At 66.7% G+C, this 18,818-nt stretch carries 18 protein-coding genes; 9 read left to right on the top strand and 9 right to left on the bottom strand.

The genetic code is table 11. The features are described 5' to 3' along the window. Window positions 1-2 precede the first annotated feature (2 nt). The 4 genes from CT3_RS00555 (at window position 3) to CT3_RS00570 (ending at window position 3,689) form a co-directional block, all read left to right on the top strand. Window positions 3-977: a branched-chain amino acid ABC transporter permease gene (locus CT3_RS00555; RefSeq protein ID WP_066538680.1), complete on the top strand. Its 975-nt coding sequence runs from the start codon at window positions 3-5 to the stop codon at window positions 975-977. Continuing rightward, window positions 964-1,728, top strand: coding sequence for an ABC transporter ATP-binding protein (locus tag CT3_RS00560; RefSeq protein WP_066538681.1), 765 nt, complete (start codon window positions 964-966; stop codon window positions 1,726-1,728). The genes CT3_RS00555 and CT3_RS00560 overlap by 14 nt, the downstream gene beginning before the upstream one ends. Further along, window positions 1,715-2,422, top strand: coding sequence for an ABC transporter ATP-binding protein (locus tag CT3_RS00565; protein WP_066538682.1), 708 nt, complete (start codon window positions 1,715-1,717; stop codon window positions 2,420-2,422). Before CT3_RS00560 ends, CT3_RS00565 begins: the two co-directional genes overlap by 14 nt. Window positions 2,423-2,522: 100 nt before the next feature. Further along, complete coding sequence (locus tag CT3_RS00570; protein ID WP_066538684.1) at window positions 2,523-3,689, top strand: ABC transporter substrate-binding protein; 1,167 nt, start codon at window positions 2,523-2,525, stop codon at window positions 3,687-3,689. Window positions 3,690-3,935: 246 nt separating this feature from the next. On the opposite strand, the gene CT3_RS00575 is transcribed toward CT3_RS00570, so the two are convergent. From CT3_RS00575 to badH, 7 genes are all read right to left on the bottom strand, one after another. After that, a complete protein-coding gene (locus CT3_RS00575; protein WP_066538686.1) occupies window positions 3,936-4,709 on the bottom strand; it encodes an SDR family oxidoreductase in 774 nt (257 codons plus the stop codon). Between the two features lie 142 nt (window positions 4,710-4,851). Further along, a complete protein-coding gene (locus tag CT3_RS00580; RefSeq protein ID WP_066538691.1) occupies window positions 4,852-5,655 on the bottom strand; it encodes an IclR family transcriptional regulator in 804 nt (267 codons plus the stop codon). A 79-nt stretch (window positions 5,656-5,734) separates the two neighbouring features. Continuing rightward, on the bottom strand, window positions 5,735-6,751 hold the full coding sequence (locus CT3_RS00585; protein WP_066538692.1) for a tripartite tricarboxylate transporter substrate binding protein: 1,017 nt from the start codon (window positions 6,749-6,751) through the stop codon (window positions 5,735-5,737). A 116-nt stretch (window positions 6,752-6,867) separates the two neighbouring features. Further along, entirely contained in the window at window positions 6,868-8,520 is a 1,653-nt protein-coding gene (aliA, locus tag CT3_RS00590) for a cyclohexanecarboxylate-CoA ligase (protein ID WP_066538693.1), read from the bottom strand. 84 nt (window positions 8,521-8,604) lie between these two features. Beyond that, window positions 8,605-9,756, bottom strand: a complete 1,152-nt coding sequence (aliB, locus tag CT3_RS00595; RefSeq protein WP_066538908.1) for a cyclohexanecarboxyl-CoA dehydrogenase — start codon at window positions 9,754-9,756, stop codon at window positions 8,605-8,607. A 21-nt stretch (window positions 9,757-9,777) separates the two neighbouring features. Then, window positions 9,778-10,560: a 2-ketocyclohexanecarboxyl-CoA hydrolase gene (badI, locus tag CT3_RS00600; RefSeq protein ID WP_066538694.1), complete on the bottom strand. Its 783-nt coding sequence runs from the start codon at window positions 10,558-10,560 to the stop codon at window positions 9,778-9,780. Window positions 10,561-10,576: 16 nt separating this feature from the next. Continuing rightward, on the bottom strand, window positions 10,577-11,344 hold the full coding sequence (gene badH / locus CT3_RS00605; RefSeq protein ID WP_066538696.1) for a 2-hydroxycyclohexanecarboxyl-CoA dehydrogenase: 768 nt from the start codon (window positions 11,342-11,344) through the stop codon (window positions 10,577-10,579). Window positions 11,345-11,507: 163 nt separating this feature from the next. On the opposite strand from badH, the gene CT3_RS00610 reads away from it, so the two are divergent. After that, the gene (locus tag CT3_RS00610) at window positions 11,508-11,996 is read left to right on the top strand and encodes a MarR family winged helix-turn-helix transcriptional regulator (RefSeq protein ID WP_218333483.1); all 489 of its coding nucleotides are present in this window, start codon (window positions 11,508-11,510) and stop codon (window positions 11,994-11,996) included. A 69-nt stretch (window positions 11,997-12,065) separates the two neighbouring features. Here the strand turns inward: CT3_RS00610 and CT3_RS00615 are convergent, their stop codons facing one another. Further along, the gene (locus CT3_RS00615; protein ID WP_066538910.1) at window positions 12,066-12,839 is read right to left on the bottom strand and encodes a ferredoxin--NADP reductase; all 774 of its coding nucleotides are present in this window, start codon (window positions 12,837-12,839) and stop codon (window positions 12,066-12,068) included. Window positions 12,840-13,106: 267 nt separating this feature from the next. Between CT3_RS00615 and CT3_RS00620 the strand changes: the two genes are divergently transcribed. The 4 genes from CT3_RS00620 to CT3_RS00635 all read left to right on the top strand — a co-directional run bounded on the left by CT3_RS00620 (window position 13,107) and on the right by CT3_RS00635 (window position 17,855). Further along, on the top strand, window positions 13,107-14,300 hold the full coding sequence (locus tag CT3_RS00620; protein WP_098065995.1) for an ABC transporter substrate-binding protein: 1,194 nt from the start codon (window positions 13,107-13,109) through the stop codon (window positions 14,298-14,300). Window positions 14,301-14,407: 107 nt separating this feature from the next. Continuing rightward, window positions 14,408-16,315: an ABC transporter permease gene (locus tag CT3_RS00625; protein ID WP_066538702.1), complete on the top strand. Its 1,908-nt coding sequence runs from the start codon at window positions 14,408-14,410 to the stop codon at window positions 16,313-16,315. Continuing rightward, on the top strand, window positions 16,312-17,073 hold the full coding sequence (locus tag CT3_RS00630) for an ABC transporter ATP-binding protein (protein WP_066538707.1): 762 nt from the start codon (window positions 16,312-16,314) through the stop codon (window positions 17,071-17,073). Before CT3_RS00625 ends, CT3_RS00630 begins: the two co-directional genes overlap by 4 nt. A gap of 5 nt (window positions 17,074-17,078) precedes the next feature. Next, a complete protein-coding gene (locus tag CT3_RS00635) occupies window positions 17,079-17,855 on the top strand; it encodes an ABC transporter ATP-binding protein (protein ID WP_066538709.1) in 777 nt (258 codons plus the stop codon). Here CT3_RS00635 and CT3_RS00640 read toward each other — a convergent pair. Continuing rightward, window positions 17,852-18,790: a LysR family transcriptional regulator gene (locus CT3_RS00640; protein WP_066538711.1), complete on the bottom strand. Its 939-nt coding sequence runs from the start codon at window positions 18,788-18,790 to the stop codon at window positions 17,852-17,854. The genes CT3_RS00635 and CT3_RS00640 overlap by 4 nt on opposite strands. Window positions 18,791-18,818: the final 28 nt, after the last annotated feature.

Below are 18,818 nucleotides of genomic sequence, written 5' to 3' on the forward strand. Positions count from 1 at the left end.
GCATGAGCGGATTGTTTGACAGCAAACTGGCCTGGGGCGCCCTGCTGCTGCTGGCCATCGCCTTTCCCTGGATCGCCGGCAACGACTACTTCCTGACGGTGATGAGCACGGCCTACATCTTTGCCATCGCCACCCTGGGGCTGAACCTGATCACCGGCTACACCGGTCAGCTGAACCTGGCGCATGCCGGCTTCATGGCGGTGGGGGCGTACACCGTGGGCATTCTGACCGTGGACCACGGCTGGACGTTCTGGGCCTCGCTGCTGATGTCCGGCGTGGTGTGCGTGGCGCTGGGCTATGTGATCGGCATCATCTCGCTGCGTCTCAAAGGCCATTACTTCTCGATCTTCACGCTGTGCGTGGGCTACATCATGTTCCTGGTGATCGAGAAGTGGGAAGGACTGACCCGCGGCACGGTGGGCATCATGGGCATCCCCGAGCCCGAGGCCATTGGCGCGCTGACGTTCGACACGCCGCTGAGCCTGTACTACTTCGTGCTGTGCTTTCTGGTGCTGCTGGTGTGGGTGAAGCGCCGCATCGTGAAGTCGCTGCTGGGGCGCACATTCATCGCCATCCGCAACAGCGACGAGCTGGCCGAGGCGCTGGGCATCAACCTGATGCGCAACAAGGTACTGGCCTTCATGCTGAGCGTGTTCTATGCCGGCATTGCCGGGGGCCTGTATGCCGGCTTCGTGCGCTTCATCGGCCCCGACATGGCAGCCGTGCACCACACCTTCGACATGATGATCTTCGCCATGGTGGGCGGCATGGGCACGGTGCTGGGCCCGCTGCTGGGCGCCATCGGCATGCCGTGGATCACACAGTACCTGCAGTTCCTGCAGGAGTTCCGTTTCATCGTGTTCGGCCCCATTTTGGTGGCGCTGGTGATTTTCATGCCCTACGGTGTGGTGGGCAGTTTCATGGCCTGGCGCACACGCCGTGCCACCAAGGAAGGGAAGGCCCATGCTGCAGATTGAACACCTGACCAAGAAGTTCGGTGGGCTGGCCGCAGTCAACGACGTCACTACCACCATCGAGCAAGGCAAGATCAACGCCATCATCGGGCCCAACGGCGCAGGCAAGACCACGTTCTTCAACCTGATCAGCTCCATGCACAAGCCCACCAGCGGCACCATCACTTTCGACGGGCAGGACGTGACCTCGCTGCGCCCGGACCAGGTGGCCCGGCTGGGCGTGGCGCGCACCTTCCAGACCACGGCGCTGTTCGACCGTGCCACGGTGCTGGACAACCTGATCGTGGGCCACCGCCTGCGCACGCAATCCGGTCTCTGGGATGTGCTGCGCGGCTCCAGCCGCCTGCGCGAGGAGGAGCGCGTGTGCCGCGAGAAGGCGCGCGAGGCGCTGGACTTTGTGGGCCTGTCGCCCATCGCCAACCGCGTGGCGGGCGACATCTCGCAGGAAGAGCGCAAGCGCGTGGCGTTCGCGCTGGCGCTGGCCACCGACCCCAAGCTGATGCTGCTCGATGAACCTGCCGGCGGCGTGAACCCGGAGGAAACCGAAGGCCTGGCCGAGCTGATCCGCAAGATCGTGCGCCATGGCATCACGGTGGCGCTGATCGAACACAAGATGGGCATGATCATGAGCCTGGCCGACAAGATCCTGGTGCTGAGCTACGGCGAAAAAATCGCCGAAGGCACACCCGAAGAGATCCGCCGCAACCCTGCGGTGATCGATGCCTACCTGGGGAGCGAGCATGCTGAAATTTGAGAACGTCTCGCTGAAATACGGCAGCTTTCTGGCGCTGGACCAGGTCAGCCTGCATGCGGACAAGGGGGAGCTGGTGGTGCTGCTGGGCGCTAATGGCGCAGGCAAGAGTTCGCTGTTCCTCACGGCCAGCGGCATCCACAAGGCCGCCGGCGGCTCCATCACCTGGGAAGGCCAGGAACTGGTGGGGCAGAAGCCCTCGGCCATCGTGCAGGGCGGTCTGGTGCAGTGCCCCGAGGGGCGCAAGCTGTTCCCGCAGATGACGGTGCAGAAGAACCTGGAGCTGGGCGCCTATGTGCACCGCCGCGATCCGGGGCCCAGCCGCCAGACGCTGGAGGAGGTGCTGGAACTGTTCCCCATCCTGCGCCAGAAGAAGGACGACCCGGCCGGCTCGCTGTCCGGCGGCCAGCAGCAGATGGTGGCCATCGGCCGCGCCATGATGGGACGGCCCAAGGTGCTGCTGCTGGACGAGCCCTCGCTGGGCCTGGCGCCCCTGGTCATCAAGCAGATGTTCGAAGTCATCCAGCGCATCAACCAGGCGGGCACCACGGTGCTGCTGGCCGAGCAGAACGCCTATGCCGCGCTGAAGATTGCCCACCGCGCCTATGTGCTGGAGAACGGCCGCATCGTGCGCGAAGGCAAGCCGGCCGAGCTGCTGGCGGATGACTCCATCCGCAAGGCGTACATCGGGGCCTGACACCCCGCAAAGCATCCAACGCAGCGTGAAGGGGCAGTGCTGCCTCTTCCGCGCCGCCACCGATTTTTGGCACGCGAAACCCATACACAAGGAGACAACCATGCGCGCATTTCCCCAATTCACCCGCCGCCAGCTGACGGGCCTGGCCCTGGCCTGCGCGGCCGTGGCTGCCGGTCCTGCGATGGCCCAGGAAGTGGTCAAGATCGGCTACTCCGGCCCGCTGTCGGGCGGCGCCGCGCAGTACGGCAAGAACGCGCTGGACGGCATGCAGATGGCCGTGGCCGAGATCAATGCGGCCAACCCCGAGATCGCCGGCAAGAAGGTCAAGTACGAGATCGTTCCGCTGGACGACAAGTACAACCCGTCCGAGACCGCCATCAACGCCCAGCGCCTGGTGCAGCAGCACAAGACGGCGGCCATTCTGGTGCCGCATTCGGGCGGCATCTACGCGCTGCAGACCACCAACGAACGCAGCAACTTCATCGTGCTGGCCTATAGCTCGGTGCCGCAGATCACGGCGCGCGGCAACAAGCTGACGCTGCGCATTCCGCCCGAGTTCACCAGCTACATAGACCCCTTCTCCAAGTACGTGATGAACCGCTTTGGCAAGAAGGTGGCCATGGTCGGTGCCGACCACGATTACGCCAAGGCCTGGGCGGCGGCGTTCAAGCCTGGCTGGGAAAAGCTGGGCGGCACCGTGGTGGCCGAAAACCCCATGAGCTACAACCGCGCCACCGACTTCTACAGCGGCGTGAGCAAGGCGCTGGCGGCCAAGCCCGACGTGCTGTTCGTGGGCGGTGCATCCGAGCCCACGGCCCTGGTGGTCAAGCAGGCGCGCGAGCTGGGCTTCAAGGGCGGCTTCATCATCATGGACCAGGCCAAGCTGGATGAAATGTCCCGCGTGGTCGGCGGCTATGCCACGCTGGAAGGTGCCATCGGCGTGATGCCGGTGTCCGAAGACACCAAGCCGGCCAACCAGGCCTTTGTCAAACGCTTTGGCCAGATGTTCCCGGGCCGCGTGCCGGGTTCGGAAGCGCAGTGGAACTACACCGCCGTGCACGCCACGGCCAAGGCCATGCAGCTGGCCGGCACCTACAGCGATGCCAAGGCCATCCACGCCAAGCTCAACGATGGCTACAAGGCACTGGCCCCCGATGTGAACCCCGGTGGCGTGATGGGCGTGGACGACAAGGGCGGCACCCTGACCACGGAACGCGGCGCGGCGGTGAAGGACGGCAAGATCGAAGCCGTTTCCACCGTCAAGTGAGCTGCACGCCGCAGCGGTACCGCCAGCCGGTCTGCGGACCGGCGGGGACTGTTCCCTGCGGCATCCGTGCCATCGAAAAAACGCACCTCCGGGTGCGTTTTTTCTTCCCTCGCGGACGGGGAAATGCACGAGGGGTAATGGGTGCGAGGAGGGCTTTGCACCCCGTGAAAACAGCAACAGCTCCCGATGAAGGAGCTGCTGCAAAGAGGGTGTGCAAGCGCCTGCGCGGTGCAGGCGCTGCGCGGATCAGAACAGGCTGGCGCCGCCGTCGATCACCAGGGCCTGGCCCGTCATGTGGCGCGAGGCATCGGAGGCCAGATAGGCCACGGCGCCCTTCAGGTCCTCTTCGTTGCCGATGCGGCGCAGCGGCGCGCGCGCGATGATGGCGTCGCCGATCTTGTCGATCAGGCCGTTGGCCAGCTTGCTGGGGAAGAAGCCCGGGCAGATCGAGTTGACGCGGATGCCATACGGTCCCCATTCCGATGCCAGCACCTTGGCCAGGTGCACGGCCGCGGCCTTGGAGGTGTTGTAGGCCACGGTGTTCATGCCGGGCGGCGTGCCCTTGAAGGCGGCGACCGAGGCGGTGATGATCACATTGCCGCGGCCCTTGGGAATCATCACGCGCTTGCCCACTTCGCGGGTCAGAAAGAACGGCGCGTTGACGTTCAGGTTCATCACCTTGTGCCAGGCTTCGTCGGGATAGTCCTCGGCCTTGGCACCCCAGGTGGCCCCGGCGTTGTTGACCAGGATGTCGATGTCCTTGCAGCGTGCCAGCACGTCGTCCACCAGACCGGGAATGCTGTCGAATTTCTGCAGGTCGTTAGTGAAGGTTTCCACCTCGTAGCCCAGCCCTTGCAGGTGCGCCTTGGCCTCGGCCAGTTCATCGGCCTTGCGGGCGGTGATGGCCAGTCTTGCCCCCATCTCGCCCAGGGCTTCGGCCATTTGCAGGCCCAGGCCGCGCGAGCCGCCGGTGATCAGGGCGGTCTTGCCCGTCAGGTCAAACAATGCTTTCACGCTCATGGACTGTCTCCTTCTAGGAATGGGGAAAAGGCGTTGAAATTCACGGCACATGCTAGGGCGTGCGCCGGTGCGGCGCTGTCCTCTAGGTAACTGTGCGTCCTGCGCGGGACAGGCGGCGACAGGAGGGGGAAAGAAGCGCGCCTCAGGCCTTGTAGATGGCCTGCTGCAGACGGCGCACCATGCGCTCTAGCTCGGGCTTGGCGCGCTGCATCAGGAATTCGGGCGAGACCAGCCGCGTGGGCCCGCCGCAGCTGATGACCATCAGCGGCAGCCCGCGCCCGGGCGAGAACGCCAGCGCGATGGCATTGACATGCTCCAGCCAGTCGCCGAAGGAGCAGGTCAGCCAGGGCTGGGCACGTTCCTTGGCTGCAGGCCACAGCGGCGCCTGGGCCTGCGCCGCTGCCCATTGTTCGGGGGCGTGGGCCTGCAGATAGTCCAGCGCTTCCTGCCGGTCGGCGGCCGAGCAGGCGGCCAGCCAGGCGCGGCCCATGGCCGTGGTGGCCAGCGGAATGCGCGAGCCCATGTCCAGATCCGAGACGATGGGCTGCGGACAGGGGCAGTGCTCGATGTAGAGCATGTTGTGCCGGTCGCGCGTACCCAGCGCGATCTCGGCCTGGGCAAAGTCGGCCAGGCGCTGCATCAGCGGCCGTGCAATCTGGCGCACATCCAGCCCGGTCAGCATGGCGCTGCCCAGGGCCAGCGTGGCCGTGCCCAGGCGGTATTTGCCGGCATCAGGCACATGGATCAGATAGCCCAGCATGGTGAGCGTGCGTGTGAGGCGCGACACCGTGGATTTGGGCAGACCGCAGCGCTGCGCGATCTCCTGGTTGCCCAGCAGCTTCTCGCCCGAGCGAAAGCAGGACAGCACCTCCAGCCCGCGCGCCAGCGCCGTCACAAAGTGGCGATCGTCTTCCGGCGCGGTAGTGGACAGCTGGGGGGCGGGCATGGCTCCACCTTAGGGCAAGCCGGTCGGCGGCGCTGTCACGTGGGTGCAGCGGGCCATGGGGACGGCTGCGGCCTGCGCTTCATTCCGCGCGGATCTTCTGCTGGGCAATCAAGGTGCCCAGCAACTGCGCTTCCTGCTGCAGCTTGGCCTTGAAAGCCAGGGTGGCCAGGGGCACAGTTTCCGCACCCAGATCCGCATACCGGCGCGCCACATCAGGGTGGGCCAGGGCCTGGGCCACGGCCGCATCCATGCGGCGTATCACAGCCTCGGGCGTGCCCTTGGGCGCCCACATGCCGAACCAGATGTCCAGGTCCGCACCCGGAAAGCCCTGCTCGGCCACGGTGGGCACATCGGGGAAGAAGGGCGAACGCTTGCTGCTGACAATGCCCAGCAGCCGGACCTTGCCGCTGCGGATATGCTGGAATGCGATTCCCGGGTCGCAGACGAAGTCGGCCTGGTTGGCCATCACGTCCTGCAAGGCCGGGGCAGCACCCCGGTAGGGAGCATGCACAAAGTCCACCTTGGTGGCCTGTTTGAACAGCTCGCAGGCCAGATGGGGCGCGGTGCCGGTGCCGGCCGAGGCGAACGACAGCTCCTTGCCCGGCGTGCTGCCCAGCCGGACCAGGGAGGGCACATCGGTGGCGGCCAGGCCCGGGCGGCTCACCAGGTACATCTGGGTTTTGCCCAGGCCGGCCACCGGCAGCAGGTCCCTGGCCGGCAGCACGGGAAATTTGAACAGCGAGGGGTTGGCCGTCTCCACCGTGGTGGGCGCCACCAGAAAGGTATGCCCGTCCGCCGGGGCACGGGCCACCTCTGCCACGGCAATATTGCCGCTGGCACCGGGCTTGTTGTCGATGACCACCGGCTGCCCCAACTGGTCCGACAGGGCTTTGCCCACCAGGCGGGCCATCACATCGGTGGTGCCACCCGGGGCGAAGCCGACCACGATGCGCAAGGGTTTGGCAGGCCACACCGGATCGGCGGCCAGCGCCGTTCCGGCCAGCCACAGCGCTGCACAGGCAGCGGCCGCCTGGGCGAGCGCATGGCGGCGCGGGGGCCGTGGCCTGTGGGCGAAAGGGCGCAGGGTGGTTGTCATCGCAGTCTCCTTGGCTCGGGTGAGGACGGCCCCCGGCCGTGGGTGTGCACGGCCCGGGGACAACGCAGGTGTGGGCCCCTTCCATACGGGGCCACCGCACGCGGGGGATGCTGTGGCTAGGCGGAAGGAGAGAGCAGGGCGACCAGCTGCTCGCGCAGGCGGAATTTCTGGATCTTTCCGGAGGGCGTGGCCGGCATGACGGGCAGCACTTCCAGCCGCTCGGGGATGTACTGCGTGGTCAGCTGCTGGGCCTTGAAATACGCCACCATGTCGTCAAAAACCAGCTGCTGCCCGGGGCGGGTGACCACAAAGGCGCAGGCCCGCTCGCCCAGGCGCGCATCGGGAAAGCCCACCACGGCGGCCTGCAGCACCGCAGGGTGCTTGTAGAGCAGGGTCTCCACTTCCAGCACGGGAATGTTTTCGCCGCCGCGGATGATCACATCCTTGCTGCGACCGGTGATGCGCAGATAGCCCTGGGCATCAATACGGGCCTGGTCGCCGGTGTCGAACCAGTCCTCGGCATCGGTGCCGTTCAGATGCGGGCGCTTCAGGTAGCCGCCAAAGTTGGAGCAGGCGCGCAACCACAGCTGGCCGGTGGTCCCGGCAGGCAGGCTGCGGCCGTCGATGTCCACCACCTTGATCTCCACGCCGGGCAGCGGCAGGCCGTCGGTGTGTACGGCGCGTTCGTCGGCATCCTCGGGGCGGATCAGGGTGACGGCGCCGTTCTCGGTCATGCCCCAGGCCGACACGATCTTGGCGCCCAGGGCGCTGCGCGCCTGTTCGACCAGCGGGCCGGGAATGGGCGCGCCGGCACACAGAAAGGTCTTCAGTGTGGGCACGGGCTGGCCGGACTCCGCCACCACGCGCGCCAGGTCGCTGAGGAAGGGGGTGGACGCCATGGTGAAGCTCACCCCTTCGTCGCGAATGATCTGCGCCGCCTTGGCGGGTTCCCAAAGGTCCTGCAGCACCACGCGGGCACCCAGCATGACGGGCATCATCAGCCCGTATAGGAAACCGGTCTGGTGGGCCATGGGCGAAGCCATCAGCACCACATCATCGGCGCCCAGGTGCAAGCGTTCGGCATAGGCCCAGATGTTGGCGCTGACGGTGTTGGCGGTGTGCATCACGCCCTTGGGCTCGCCGGTGGTGCCGGAGGTGTACATCAGCTGCGTCACATCGTCGGCCGTGGGGCGTGTGGCGTGCAGGATGGCGGCGGCGTCTTCCGCTTCCTCCCAGGCCGGTTCGGTCAGCGCCGCTTCGAACGATTCGGCACCGGTGCCGCCCACCACCAGCAGATGCTGCAGCTGCGGCAGTTCCGGGCGCAGCTGGCGCAGCATGGCGGCATGGTCAAAGTTGCGAAAGCGCTGCGGCACCACCATGACCTTGGCCTCGCCATGCTGGAGCATGAAGCGCAGCTCCCGCTCCCGGAAAATGGGCATCAGCGGGTTCAGTACCGCCCCGATGCGCGCACAGGCCAGGTACAGCAGCGTGAACTGCCACCAGTTCGGCAGCTGGCAGGCCACCACATCGTTGCGGCGCACGCCCAGGCGGTGCAACCCCACGGCCATGCGGTCGGCCATGCGCGCCAGCTCCGCGTAGCTGAAGCGGCGCACCGCGTCGTCTTCGGTGCGCCAGGCGGTCAGGGCCAGCTGCTGGGGGCGCTCGCGCACGGCCTGGTCCAGTGCGTCGTTGATGGTCTGGTCGCGCCAGTGCCCAGCTTGCAGGTTGCGGGCGCGGCGGGGGGGGATCAGGACGGCGTCAAATTCCATGGAAGCTCTCCACAGGCAAAGGGGATGGCGCGAGAACGGGGCGTGGTGCTGCGCGCCAGGAGGGAAGCTGGGTGCGCGCTGCCGTCAGATCGGCACCGCCTGGCGTCCGGCACGCGTGCGCGCAATGATGGTTTTCATGATCTGGGCGGTGCCGTCGCCGATCTGAAAGCCCAGCACATCGCGCAGGCGCTGCTCCATCAGACCGCGGTCATAGCCGCCATGCCCATGGGTCAGCAGGCACTGGTGAATGGCGTCGTAGGCCAGCTTCGGGGCCCACCATTTGCACATCGCGGCCTCGGCGCTGTGCGGCAGATGGCGGTCCTTGAGCCACAGCGCCTGCAGGCACAGCAGCCGCGCGGCGGTGACCTGGGTGTCGAAATCCGCCAGCGGGTGGCTGACACCCTGGAACGCCGTCAGCGGTGCGCCAAAGGCCTCGCGCTGTGCGGCATAGGCCCAGCTTTCGTCCAGCGCCGTGCGGGCCACGGACAGCACCTGCAGCCCGATCAGCGCGCGGGAAAAATCAAAGCCCTGCATCACCTGCACAAAGCCCTTGTTTTCCGCCCCCAGCCGGTGGTCGACGGGGACGCGCACATTCTCGAAGAACAGCGAACCCCGGCCGATGGCGCGCTGGCCATGGCAGTCGAAACGGCTGCGGGTGATTCCGGGCAGGTCCATAGGAACCAGCAGCGCGGTCACGCCATGGGCGCCGGACTCCACCGTGCCCGTACGCCCGAACACCACGGCAATGTCGCACTGGTCGGCGGCCGAGATCGATGTCTTCTCGCCATTCAGCAGATAGTGGTCGCCCTGGCGTTCCACCCGCAGGCGCAGGCTGGCAGCGTCCGATCCGCCGCGCGGCTCGGTCAGCGCAATCGCACACAGGGCCTCGCCGGCGATCAGCTTGTCCAGCCAGGGCTGCACCACGCTGCGCTCGCCGTGCTGGGACAGGATCTGTCCATTCAGCGAGGCCAGCAGATTGATGTAGCTCAGGGACAGATCCGCCGCCGCAATCGCTTCATGGATCACGCCGGCCGCCAGGCAGCCCATGCCCTGGCCGCCCACGGCTTCGGGCAGCTCGGGGGCGATGAAGCCCATCTGCCCCATCTCGCGCATCAGCGCACGGTCCAGCACGCGGGTCTGGTCCCGCTCCTGGAAACCCGGGGCCACACGGCCCTGGGCAAAGCGCTGGGCATGTTCGGCCAGCGTCAGCAGGTCATCGTCCAGATAGGGGTTCATGGCCATTCCTTGGAGTGCGGGCTACTTCGCGTATTTGCGGAAATCGGGCTGGCGCTTGTCCTTCAGGGCGTTCACCCCCTCGCGCGACTCCTCGGTGTCGTAGTACAGCTTCAGCGCATACATGCCCATGCCGGCAATGCCCGCCTGGTGGGCCGTGTCCATGTTGAAGCTGCGCTTGGCAATGGCAATGGCCGTGGGGCTGCGCTGGCAGATGGTCTCGGCCCACTCCTGCACCGTGGCGTCCAGCTGGTCGTGCGGCACGCAGATATTGGCCAGCCCCATGTCCACGGCCTCCTGGCCGGAATAGCGCTTGTTCAGGTACCAGATCTCGCGCGCCTTCTTCTCGCCCACCACACGGGCCAGAAAGGCCGTGCCGTAGCCGGGGTCGACCGAGCCCATCTTGGGCCCCACCTGGCCCAGGATGGCCTTGTCGGACACGATGGTCAGATCGCAGATGGTGGCCAGCACATTGCCGCCGCCGATGGCATAGCCCTGCACGCGGGCAATCACCGGCTTGGGCACATCGCGGATGGCGGTGTGCAGCTCTTCCATCGGCAGGCCGATGGTGCCGCGCCCGTCATAGTTGCCGTTGTGGGCCGACTGGTCGCCACCGGTGCAGAAGGCCTTGTCGCCCGCACCGGCCAGCACGATGCAGCCCACGTCGCGGTCATAGCCCGCCTTGTTCAGCGCCCGGATGATCTCGTCGCAGGTCTGGCCGCGAAACGCGTTCATCTTGTCGGGGCGGTTGATGGTGATCCAGGCCACACCGTTCCGGATCTCGTAGAGGATGTCTTCGAATTGCATAGCAGTCTCCCTGGCCTCAGCCGTTCATGGTCAATCCGCCGGACACGCTGAGCACCTGGCCGGTAATGAAGCCCGCGTCATCGCTGGCAAAGAAAGCAATGGCCGCAGCCAGGTCCTGGGGCTGGCCCAGGCGCCCCAGCGGAATGGCCTTGGTGAAGGCCTCGCGCAGCTTCTCCGGGTTGGGTGCGGCATCGGTCACCCCGGCCAGCAAGGCGGTGTCGGTGGGGCCGGGGCAGACCACGTTCACGGTGATGCCGTGGCGGGCATGCTCGCGTGCCAGGGTCTTGGAAAAAGCCACCAGCCCGCCCTTGCAGGCGGCATAGACGGCTTCCCCCGAAGAACCGACGCGGGCCGCATCGGAGGCCACGTTGACAATGCGGCCGCCGCGCCGCGCCACCATGTCCGGCAGCACGCTGTGGTGCATGTGCAGTGCCCCCACCAGGTTGATGGCAATCAGCCGCTCCCATTCGTCCGGGGCGGTCTGTGCAAAGGGCTTGAAGACATCCCAGCCCGCGTTGTTGACCAGCACATCCACCGGCCCGAAAGCGGTGTGCACGGCCTGGACGGCGGCATCCACCTCGCTGCGGCGGGTGATGTCTGCCGCCACGGCCAGCGCCTTGCCCCCTGCGGCGGTGATGCGCTGCGCCGTGGCCTGGGCTGCCGCCAGGTCGCGGTCCAGCACGGCGACCTGGGCGCCTTCCTGCGCCAGGCGCTCGCATGTCGCGTTGCCGATGCCGCCACCGCCCCCGGTGACAATGACGGTCTTGCCTGCCAAACCTTGCATAAAGCCTCCTGAGCTGCTTGCCGTGGCCGATGCATTTCGGCCACTTGATGGCAATTAGGTAAATATGTTGTCTTATTATTGAGTGGCGCATGCGCGCTTGGCAACCCAGGAGTGAAGGAGAATTCCCATGGATAACCCGAACAAAACACCGCAAGAAGCCGAGATGGAACTGGCGAATCGCATCTTCTTTCGCCTGTATCAATGTGCAAATATGTTGCATAAAACTGGCAGCCGTGCGGTGGAGCAGCAGGGCCTGACCACCCAGCAATGGGCGGTGCTGGGCGCGCTGTCGCGGCCGGATGCCAAGGCGGGCATGGGGGTGGGGGAGCTGGCGCGCTATCTGATGGTCAGCCGCCAGAACCTGTCCGGTCTGGTGGGGCGCATGGAGCGCGACGGGCATGTGGAGCTGGCGGCCGATCCGCAGGACCGGCGTGCGCGCCTGATCCGCATGACGGATCGGGGCCAGCATGTCTGGCAGCAGGAGGCGCAGGAACACATCCGCCGCTACTACGGCCAGGCGCTGGCGGATTTCTCGGTGGGGGACATGGCCCACCTGCTGCACTATCTGCTCAAGCTGCTGGGCAATATGCAGACCATTGACGCCGCCCATGGCGGCGACGATGCGGCCGCGCCGCAGGACGCAGCCGCATAAAAAAAGGCCTGCACACGGCAGGCCTGGGGGAGCCGCACGCGGCTCCGGGCTCGGCGCAGGGCGCGGAGCTTACTTTTCCACGAAGGCGCGTTCGATCACGAAGTCGCCCGGGGTGGTGGTGTTGCCTTCCTTGAAGCCGCGCTCTTCCAGCATTTCCTTGAGCTCGGCCAGCATGGCGGGGCTGCCGCACAGCATGATGCGGTCGGTTTCGGGGTTCAGCGCGGGCAGGCCCAGGTTCTGCGGGAAGGTGCCGGCATTGATCTGGTCCGAAATACGGCCCTGGTTGCGGAAGGGCTCGCGCGTGACCGTGGGGTAGTAGTGCAACTTGCCCTGGACGATGTCGCCCAGGAATTCGTGCTCGGGCAGTTCCTTCTCGAACAGCTCCTGGTAGGCCAGCTCTTCCACCTGGCGCACGCCGTGCACCACGACCACGTTGTCGAAACGCTCATAGGTCTCGGGGTCGCGGGCCACGGCCAGCCAGGGCGCCAAGCCGGTGCCGGTGCCGATCAGGTACAGGTTCTTGCCGGGCAGCAGGTAGTCGATCAGCAGCGTGCCGGTGGGCTTCTTGCCGACGATGATGGTGTCGCCCACCTGGATGTTCTGCAGCTTCGAGGTCAGCGGGCCGTCCGGCACCTTGATGGACAGGAACTCCAGGTGTTCCTCGTAGTTCGGGCTGGCGATGGAATAGGCTCGCAGCAGGGGCTTGCCGTTCACCTTCAGGCCGATCATCGTGAAATGGCCGTTGGAGAAACGCAGCGCGGTATCCCGCGTCGTGGTGAAGGAGAAAAGGCGGTCGGTCCAGTGGTGAACGGACAACACGCGTTCTTCGAGAAAAGCACTCATGATGGCAAAGATGGGTGGTGTCTGAAAAAGCGATGCCTGGACGCTGCAGGGCAGCGAACAGACGCCGGGCCAGCGGACGGTGGCGGAAAGCTTCGGGGGCTGGCGCATCGCAATGCGTGGCGTGGAGGCTTTGTGGCGGCCGGGCAGACCATCGGGTTAACGCGATATTGTCCGGCAAATGCTGGCAAAAGGGTACAGTTCGAGGCCTTGTCTTGATATGGATGCGTAATAAGGAGAATGACGATGTCCACATCCTATGGGTCGTGTATGCGCTGGAGCCTGCCGTTGCTGACCCTGGCCGCCGCACCAGCCTGGGCACAGGCGGTGCTCAAGATCGGTGAAATCAATAGCTACAAAGCCATGCCAGCCTTCCTGGAACCCTATAAAAAGGGGATGGATCTGGCGGTGGAGCAGATCAATGCCTCGGGCGGCCTGCTGGGCAAGAAGGTGCAGCTGGTCATCCGCGACGACAACGGCAACCCCGGCGATGCCGTGCGCGCGGCCGAAGAGCTCTACACCCGCGAGAAGGTCGATGTGCTCACCGGCAGCTTTCTGTCGCATGTGGGCATGGCACTGACCGATTACGCAGGCCAGAAGAAGCGCTTTTTCCTGGCATCCGAGACGCTGACCGACAAGGTGGTCTGGGAAAACGGCAACCGCTACACCTACCGCCTGCGCGGCTCCACCTACATGCAGACCGCCATGCTGGTGAAGGAGGCCGTTAAGCTGAGGAAAAAGCGCTGGGCCATCGTCTACCCCAATTACGAATACGGCCAGTCGGCAGTCGCCACCTTCAAGAAGCTGATGAAGGAAGCCCAGCCGGACATCGAATTTGTGGCGGAACAGGCGCCCGCCCTGGGCAAGATCGACGCCGGCTCGGTGGTCCAGGCCCTGGCCGATGCCAAGCCCGATGCCATTTTCAACGTGCTGTTCTCGGTGGACCTGGGCAAGTTCGTGCGCGAAGGCAACACCCGTGGCCTGTTCAAGGACCGCGCCGTGGTGGGCCTGCTCTCGGGCGAGCCCGAATACCTGGACGCGCTGCGCCAGGAGGCCCCTGAAGGCTGGATCGTCACCGGCTACCCCTGGTACGGCATCCAGACCCCCGAGCACCAGGCCTTCCTGAAGGCTTATGAAGCCAAGTTCAAGGACTACCCGCGCCTGGGCTCCATCGTGGGCTACAACGCCATCCAGTCGCTGGCGGCCGGCATCAAGAAGGCCAACAGCACCGACACTGAAAAGCTGATCGCCGCCTTCAAGGGCCTGCCGGTGAACACCCCCTGGGGCACCATCACCTACCGGGCCCAGGACAACCAGTCCACCATGGGCGCGTTCGTGGGCAAGACCACCTACAGCCAGAAGATGCAGCGCGGCATCATGACCGACTTCTACTATGCCGACGGCAAGGACTACCAGCCTTCGGATGAGGCGGTCAAGAAACTCCGTCCCGCCAGCGCGCAATAATTGCGTCTTTGGCTGACAGCCACCTTGGCGACCAGTGCACATGCTGGCCCGCCCGGGTGGCTTTTTCACACCCGCAGGAAAGATATGTTGCGAACGAGGAGCTCGGCATGAGCGCATCCGGCCTGCTGGCCCAGTTGCTGAATGGGCTGGCCAGCGCATCGTCGCTGTTTCTGGTGTCGGTGGGGCTGTCGCTGATCTTCGGCGTCACCCGCACCATCAATTTCGCCCACGGATCGTTCTTCATGCTGGGGGCGTTCATGGCCTTCAGCAGCGTCGAGCACCTGGCGCCGCACATCGGCTTCTGGCCCGCGCTGCTGCTGGCACCGCTGGCCTGCGGCCTGCTGGGCGCGCTCACCGAGATGCTGCTGCTGCGCCGCATCTACCAGGCGCCCGAGCTGTTCCAGCTGCTGGCCACGTTCGCGCTGGTGCTGGTCATCAAGGATGCCGTGCTGTGGCTGTGGGGGCCGGAAGAGCTGTTCGGGCCGCGCGCGGCGGGCTTTGAAGGCTCGGTGGAAATCCTGGGCCGCCAGTTCCCCGCCTATGACCTGCTGCTGATTGCCGTCGGCCCGCTGGTGCTGCTGGGCCTGACCCTGCTGCTGGCCAAAACCCGCTTCGGCATCCTGGTGCGGGCGGCCACGCAGGACCGGGAAATGGTGGGGGCCCTGGGCGTGAACCAGGCCTGGCTGTTCACGGCGGTGTTTGCCCTGGGCACCTTGCTGGCGGGGCTGGGCGGTGCGCTGCAGCTGCCGCGTGAGCCGGCCAGCCTGGAGATGGACATGCTGACCATCGGCGCGGCCTTCGTGGTGGTGGTGGTGGGCGGCATGGGCAGTATTCCCGGCGCCTTCATTGCCGCGCTGCTGGTGGCCGAACTTAAGGCCATTTGCATCTGGCTGGGCGTGCAGGAGATTGGCGGCGTGGAGGTGTCGTTCTCCAAGCTCACGCTGGTGGTCGAATTCCTTGTGATGGCCGTGGTGCTGGTCTGGCGCCCCTGGGGCCTGCTGGGCAAGCCCCAGGCCCTGGCCCGCAGCGGCGGGGAACCCGAACAGCCGCTGCGGGCCCCCGGTCGTGGGGCATCGGCCGCGTGGCTGGGCCTGGTCGCCGCCCTGGTGCTGTTTCCGCTGGCCGCCGGAGACGCCGGCAGCTATGCCACCGTGCTGCTGACCGACATCTTCATCGCGGCCCTGCTGGCGGCCAGCCTGCACTTCATCGTGGGCCCGGGCGGCATGCATTCCTTCGGCCATGCGGCCTATTTCGGCCTGGGCGCCTACGGCGCGGCGCTGCTGGTGCGCCAGCTGGATCTGCCCATGGCGGCCGCGCTGCTGCTGGGCCCGCTGGTGGCGGCCGGCGGGGCGCTGCTCTACGGCTGGTTCTGCGTGCGGCTGTCGGGCGTGTACCTGACCATGCTGACGCTGGCGTTCGCACAGATCAGCTGGGCCATCGTCTTTCAGTGGGACCGCTTCACCGGCGGCAGCAACGGTCTCACGGGCGTGTGGCCGCCGGAATGGGCCTCGCAGGGTGCGACCTTCTACTGGCTGGCGCTGGCGGTGTGCGCGGCCGGCCTGTATCTGCTGCGGCGCATGCTGTTTGCCCCGCTGGGCTTTGCGCTGCGGGCCGCGCGCGATTCCGCGCTGCGCGCGGACGCCATCGGTATCGACGTGCGCCGCGTGCAGTGGACCGCGTTCGTCATTGCCGGGCTGCTGGCCGGCCTGGCCGGTGCGCTGTTTGCGTTCAGCAAGGGCGGCGTGGCGCCGGATGCCATGTCGGTCACCAAATCCGTCGACGCGCTGGTGATGGTGCTGCTGGGCGGCGTGCAGACGCTGGCCGGCCCCGTGGTCGGGGCTGCCGCCTTCACCTGGCTGCATGACACCGTGGCGCGCAACACCGAATACTGGCGTGCGCTGCTGGGCGGCATCATGTTGGTGCTGGTGCTGCTGTTTCCCCAGGGCCTGTCGGGCTTTGTGCAGATGCTGTGGGCGCGGCTGGTGTCGCGCAAGGTGCAGGGAGCTGCCGCATGAACCTGCTGCAAGTGACGAATCTCAGCAAGGCCTTCGGCGGCGTGCAGGCGGTGCAGAACGTGTCGCTGGCGCTGCAGGCAGGCGAGCTGCTGGCGCTGATCGGCCCCAACGGTGCGGGCAAGAGCACCACCTTCAACATGGTGGGCGGCCAGCTGGCGCCCGACAGCGGCCAGGTGCTGCTCAACGGCCAGGACATCACCGGTCTGCCGCCGCGCGCCGTGTGGCGCCGGGGCGTGGGCCGCACCTTCCAGGTGGCCCAGACCTTTGCCACGCTGACGGTGTCCGAGAACGTGCAGATGGCGCTGCTGTCGACCGACCGCCGCATCTTCCACTGGTGGCGCCGCGCCACCGCCCACCGCCGCAGCGATGCACTGGCGCTGCTGGCACAGGTGGGCATGGATGCCCAGGCCGACCGCCCCTGCAGCGAGCTGGCCTACGGCGATGTGAAGCGGGTGGAGCTGGCCATGGCGCTGGCCCACAACCCCCAGCTGCTGCTGATGGACGAGCCCACCGCCGGCATGGCGCCTGGCGAGCGCGTGGCGCTGATGCAGCTCACGCGCCAGATCGCCCGGCAGCGGCGCATGGGCGTGCTGTTCACCGAGCACAGCATGGACGTGGTGTTCGGCCAGGCCGACCGCGTGGCCGTGCTGGTGCGCGGCCAGCTGCTGGCCGAAGGTACGCCGCAGGCCATCCGGGCGGATGCCCGGGTGCAGCAGGCGTATTTGGGGACCGGATTGGTGCTGGAGAAACAGAAATGAGTGCGATGGACAGCGGTTCGGCCGCAACCCATGGGGCGTTGAGGACAGACCCCTCCACCCCGCTGTTGCTGCAGGTGGACGGCCTGCACGCCTGGTATGGCGCAGCCCACATCCTGCACGGCGTGGGCCTGAGCGTGGGGCGCGGGGAAGTGGTGGCCTTGATGGGGCGCAACGGTGCGGGCAAGTCCACCACACTCAAAAGCATTGCCGCCCTGGTGCCGCGCCGGGAAGGAAAAATTCTTTTCAGGGGCGAGGCCATCGCGCACCAGGCATCGCACCAGATCGCTCGGCGCGGTCTGGGCTATGTGCCGGAAGACCGGCGCATCTTCACCGAGCTGACGGTGCGCGAGAACCTGGAAGTCGGTCGCCAGCCACCGCGTTCCTGGCCCGACGGAACGGCCGTGCCGCACTGGACACCTGAAAAGCTTTTTGCACTGTTCCCGAACCTGGGTGAAATGCCCGATCGCCTGGGCGGCCGCATGAGTGGCGGTGAGCAGCAGATGCTGTCGGTTGCGCGCACGCTGATGGGCCAGCCCTGTCTGGTGCTGCTGGACGAGCCATCCGAAGGCGTGGCGCCGCTGATCGTCGAGCAGATGGCGCGCACCATCCTGGAGCTCAAGGCCCAGGGCATCGGCATTTTGCTGAGCGAGCAGAATCTGCCGTTTGCCGAAGTGGTGGCCGACCGGGCCTATGTGCTGGAAAAAGGCCAGATCGTGCACCACAGCTCCATGGTGGCCCTGGCCGGGGATGCGGCGGTGCGCCAGCAGTACCTGGGCGTCTAGTCCGCAGGCCGGACCGGTGCTTCGCCCGTGTCGGCGGCCAGGTGTGCAGCCACCACGGCGGCCAGCCAGTCCATGACCACCCGGACCCGGCGTGGCAGGTGGCGGCGCGTGGCGTACATCAGGGTCAGGGCCATGGGCGGGGCCTGGTGGTGGGGCAGCACCTCCAGCAGTTCGCCGCGTGCCAGCAGGTCTTCCACCCCCAGGCGCGGCACCTGGATGATGCCCAGTCCCGCCCGGCAGGCCGACACATAGGCCTCGGCATTGTTCACGGTGACCGCCCCCGCCATGGGGCGCTGCACCAGACGGCCGTCGACCAGGGCTTCGAACCCCGCAGAGGCGGCGCCCAGGGTGTTGACGAAGTGCACCAGCCGGTGGCGGTCCAGTTCGTGCAGGTGCCCGGGCCGGCCGTAGCGCTGCACATAGGCCGGGCTCACGCAGTTGGCCAGGCGGGCCATGCCCAGGGGGCGGGCCACCAGGCTCTGGTCGACCACGGCGCCGCTGCGCAGCACGCAGTCGAAACCTTCTCGCACCACGTCCACACGCCGTTCGGTGCTGCTCAGTTCCACGTTCAGGCCCGGGTGCTGGTCCAGCAGGGCCGGCAGGTGTGGCACGACCACGTTGCGCGCCATGCCCGTGGACATGTCGATGCGCACCCTGCCCTGCAGACCGCCGCGGTCGGCATGCTGGAACATGGACTGCAGCTCGTCCACATCGGCCAGCAGGTCCTTGCAGCGCTCGTAATAGGCCTGGCCGTCCTGGGTGAGCTGCACACGCCGCGTCGTGCGGTGCAGCAGCCGTGTACCCAGCTCGGCCTCGAGCTGCTGCACCGCCGTGGAGGTGCTGGCCTTGGGCAGGCCCAGGGTGGCGGCGGCCTGCGTGAAGCTGGCCAGCTCGGCCACCCGCGTGAAGATGTGCATGCGTTCCAGGGAGTTCATTGTTCGCCAGATTTGAACGATCTGATCA

This window comes from Comamonas terrigena NBRC 13299 (assembly GCF_006740045.1).
Lineage (GTDB): Bacteria > Pseudomonadota > Gammaproteobacteria > Burkholderiales > Burkholderiaceae_C > Comamonas > Comamonas terrigena.

Excerpts from the sequence above, each read along its gene's own strand:
- CT3_RS00555 (WP_066538680.1), top strand. The coding sequence starts at position 3 with ATGAGCGGATTGTTTGACAGCAAACTGGCCTGGGGCGCCCTGCTGCTG.
- CT3_RS00560 (WP_066538681.1), top strand. The coding sequence starts at position 964 with ATGCTGCAGATTGAACACCTGACCAAGAAGTTCGGTGGGCTGGCCGCA.
- CT3_RS00565 (WP_066538682.1), top strand. The coding sequence starts at position 1,715 with ATGCTGAAATTTGAGAACGTCTCGCTGAAATACGGCAGCTTTCTGGCG.
- CT3_RS00570 (WP_066538684.1), top strand. The coding sequence starts at position 2,523 with ATGCGCGCATTTCCCCAATTCACCCGCCGCCAGCTGACGGGCCTGGCC.
- CT3_RS00575 (WP_066538686.1), bottom strand. The coding sequence starts at position 4,709 with ATGAGCGTGAAAGCATTGTTTGACCTGACGGGCAAGACCGCCCTGATC.
- CT3_RS00580 (WP_066538691.1), bottom strand. The coding sequence starts at position 5,655 with ATGCCCGCCCCCCAGCTGTCCACTACCGCGCCGGAAGACGATCGCCAC.
- CT3_RS00585 (WP_066538692.1), bottom strand. The coding sequence starts at position 6,751 with ATGACAACCACCCTGCGCCCTTTCGCCCACAGGCCACGGCCCCCGCGC.
- aliA (WP_066538693.1), bottom strand. The coding sequence starts at position 8,520 with ATGGAATTTGACGCCGTCCTGATCCCCCCCCGCCGCGCCCGCAACCTG.
- aliB (WP_066538908.1), bottom strand. The coding sequence starts at position 9,756 with ATGAACCCCTATCTGGACGATGACCTGCTGACGCTGGCCGAACATGCC.
- badI (WP_066538694.1), bottom strand. The coding sequence starts at position 10,560 with ATGCAATTCGAAGACATCCTCTACGAGATCCGGAACGGTGTGGCCTGG.
- badH (WP_066538696.1), bottom strand. The coding sequence starts at position 11,344 with ATGCAAGGTTTGGCAGGCAAGACCGTCATTGTCACCGGGGGCGGTGGC.
- CT3_RS00610 (WP_218333483.1), top strand. The coding sequence starts at position 11,508 with ATGGAACTGGCGAATCGCATCTTCTTTCGCCTGTATCAATGTGCAAAT.
- CT3_RS00615 (WP_066538910.1), bottom strand. The coding sequence starts at position 12,839 with ATGAGTGCTTTTCTCGAAGAACGCGTGTTGTCCGTTCACCACTGGACC.
- CT3_RS00620 (WP_098065995.1), top strand. The coding sequence starts at position 13,107 with ATGCGCTGGAGCCTGCCGTTGCTGACCCTGGCCGCCGCACCAGCCTGG.
- CT3_RS00625 (WP_066538702.1), top strand. The coding sequence starts at position 14,408 with ATGAGCGCATCCGGCCTGCTGGCCCAGTTGCTGAATGGGCTGGCCAGC.
- CT3_RS00630 (WP_066538707.1), top strand. The coding sequence starts at position 16,312 with ATGAACCTGCTGCAAGTGACGAATCTCAGCAAGGCCTTCGGCGGCGTG.
- CT3_RS00635 (WP_066538709.1), top strand. The coding sequence starts at position 17,079 with ATGGACAGCGGTTCGGCCGCAACCCATGGGGCGTTGAGGACAGACCCC.
- CT3_RS00640 (WP_066538711.1), bottom strand. The coding sequence starts at position 18,790 with ATGAACTCCCTGGAACGCATGCACATCTTCACGCGGGTGGCCGAGCTG.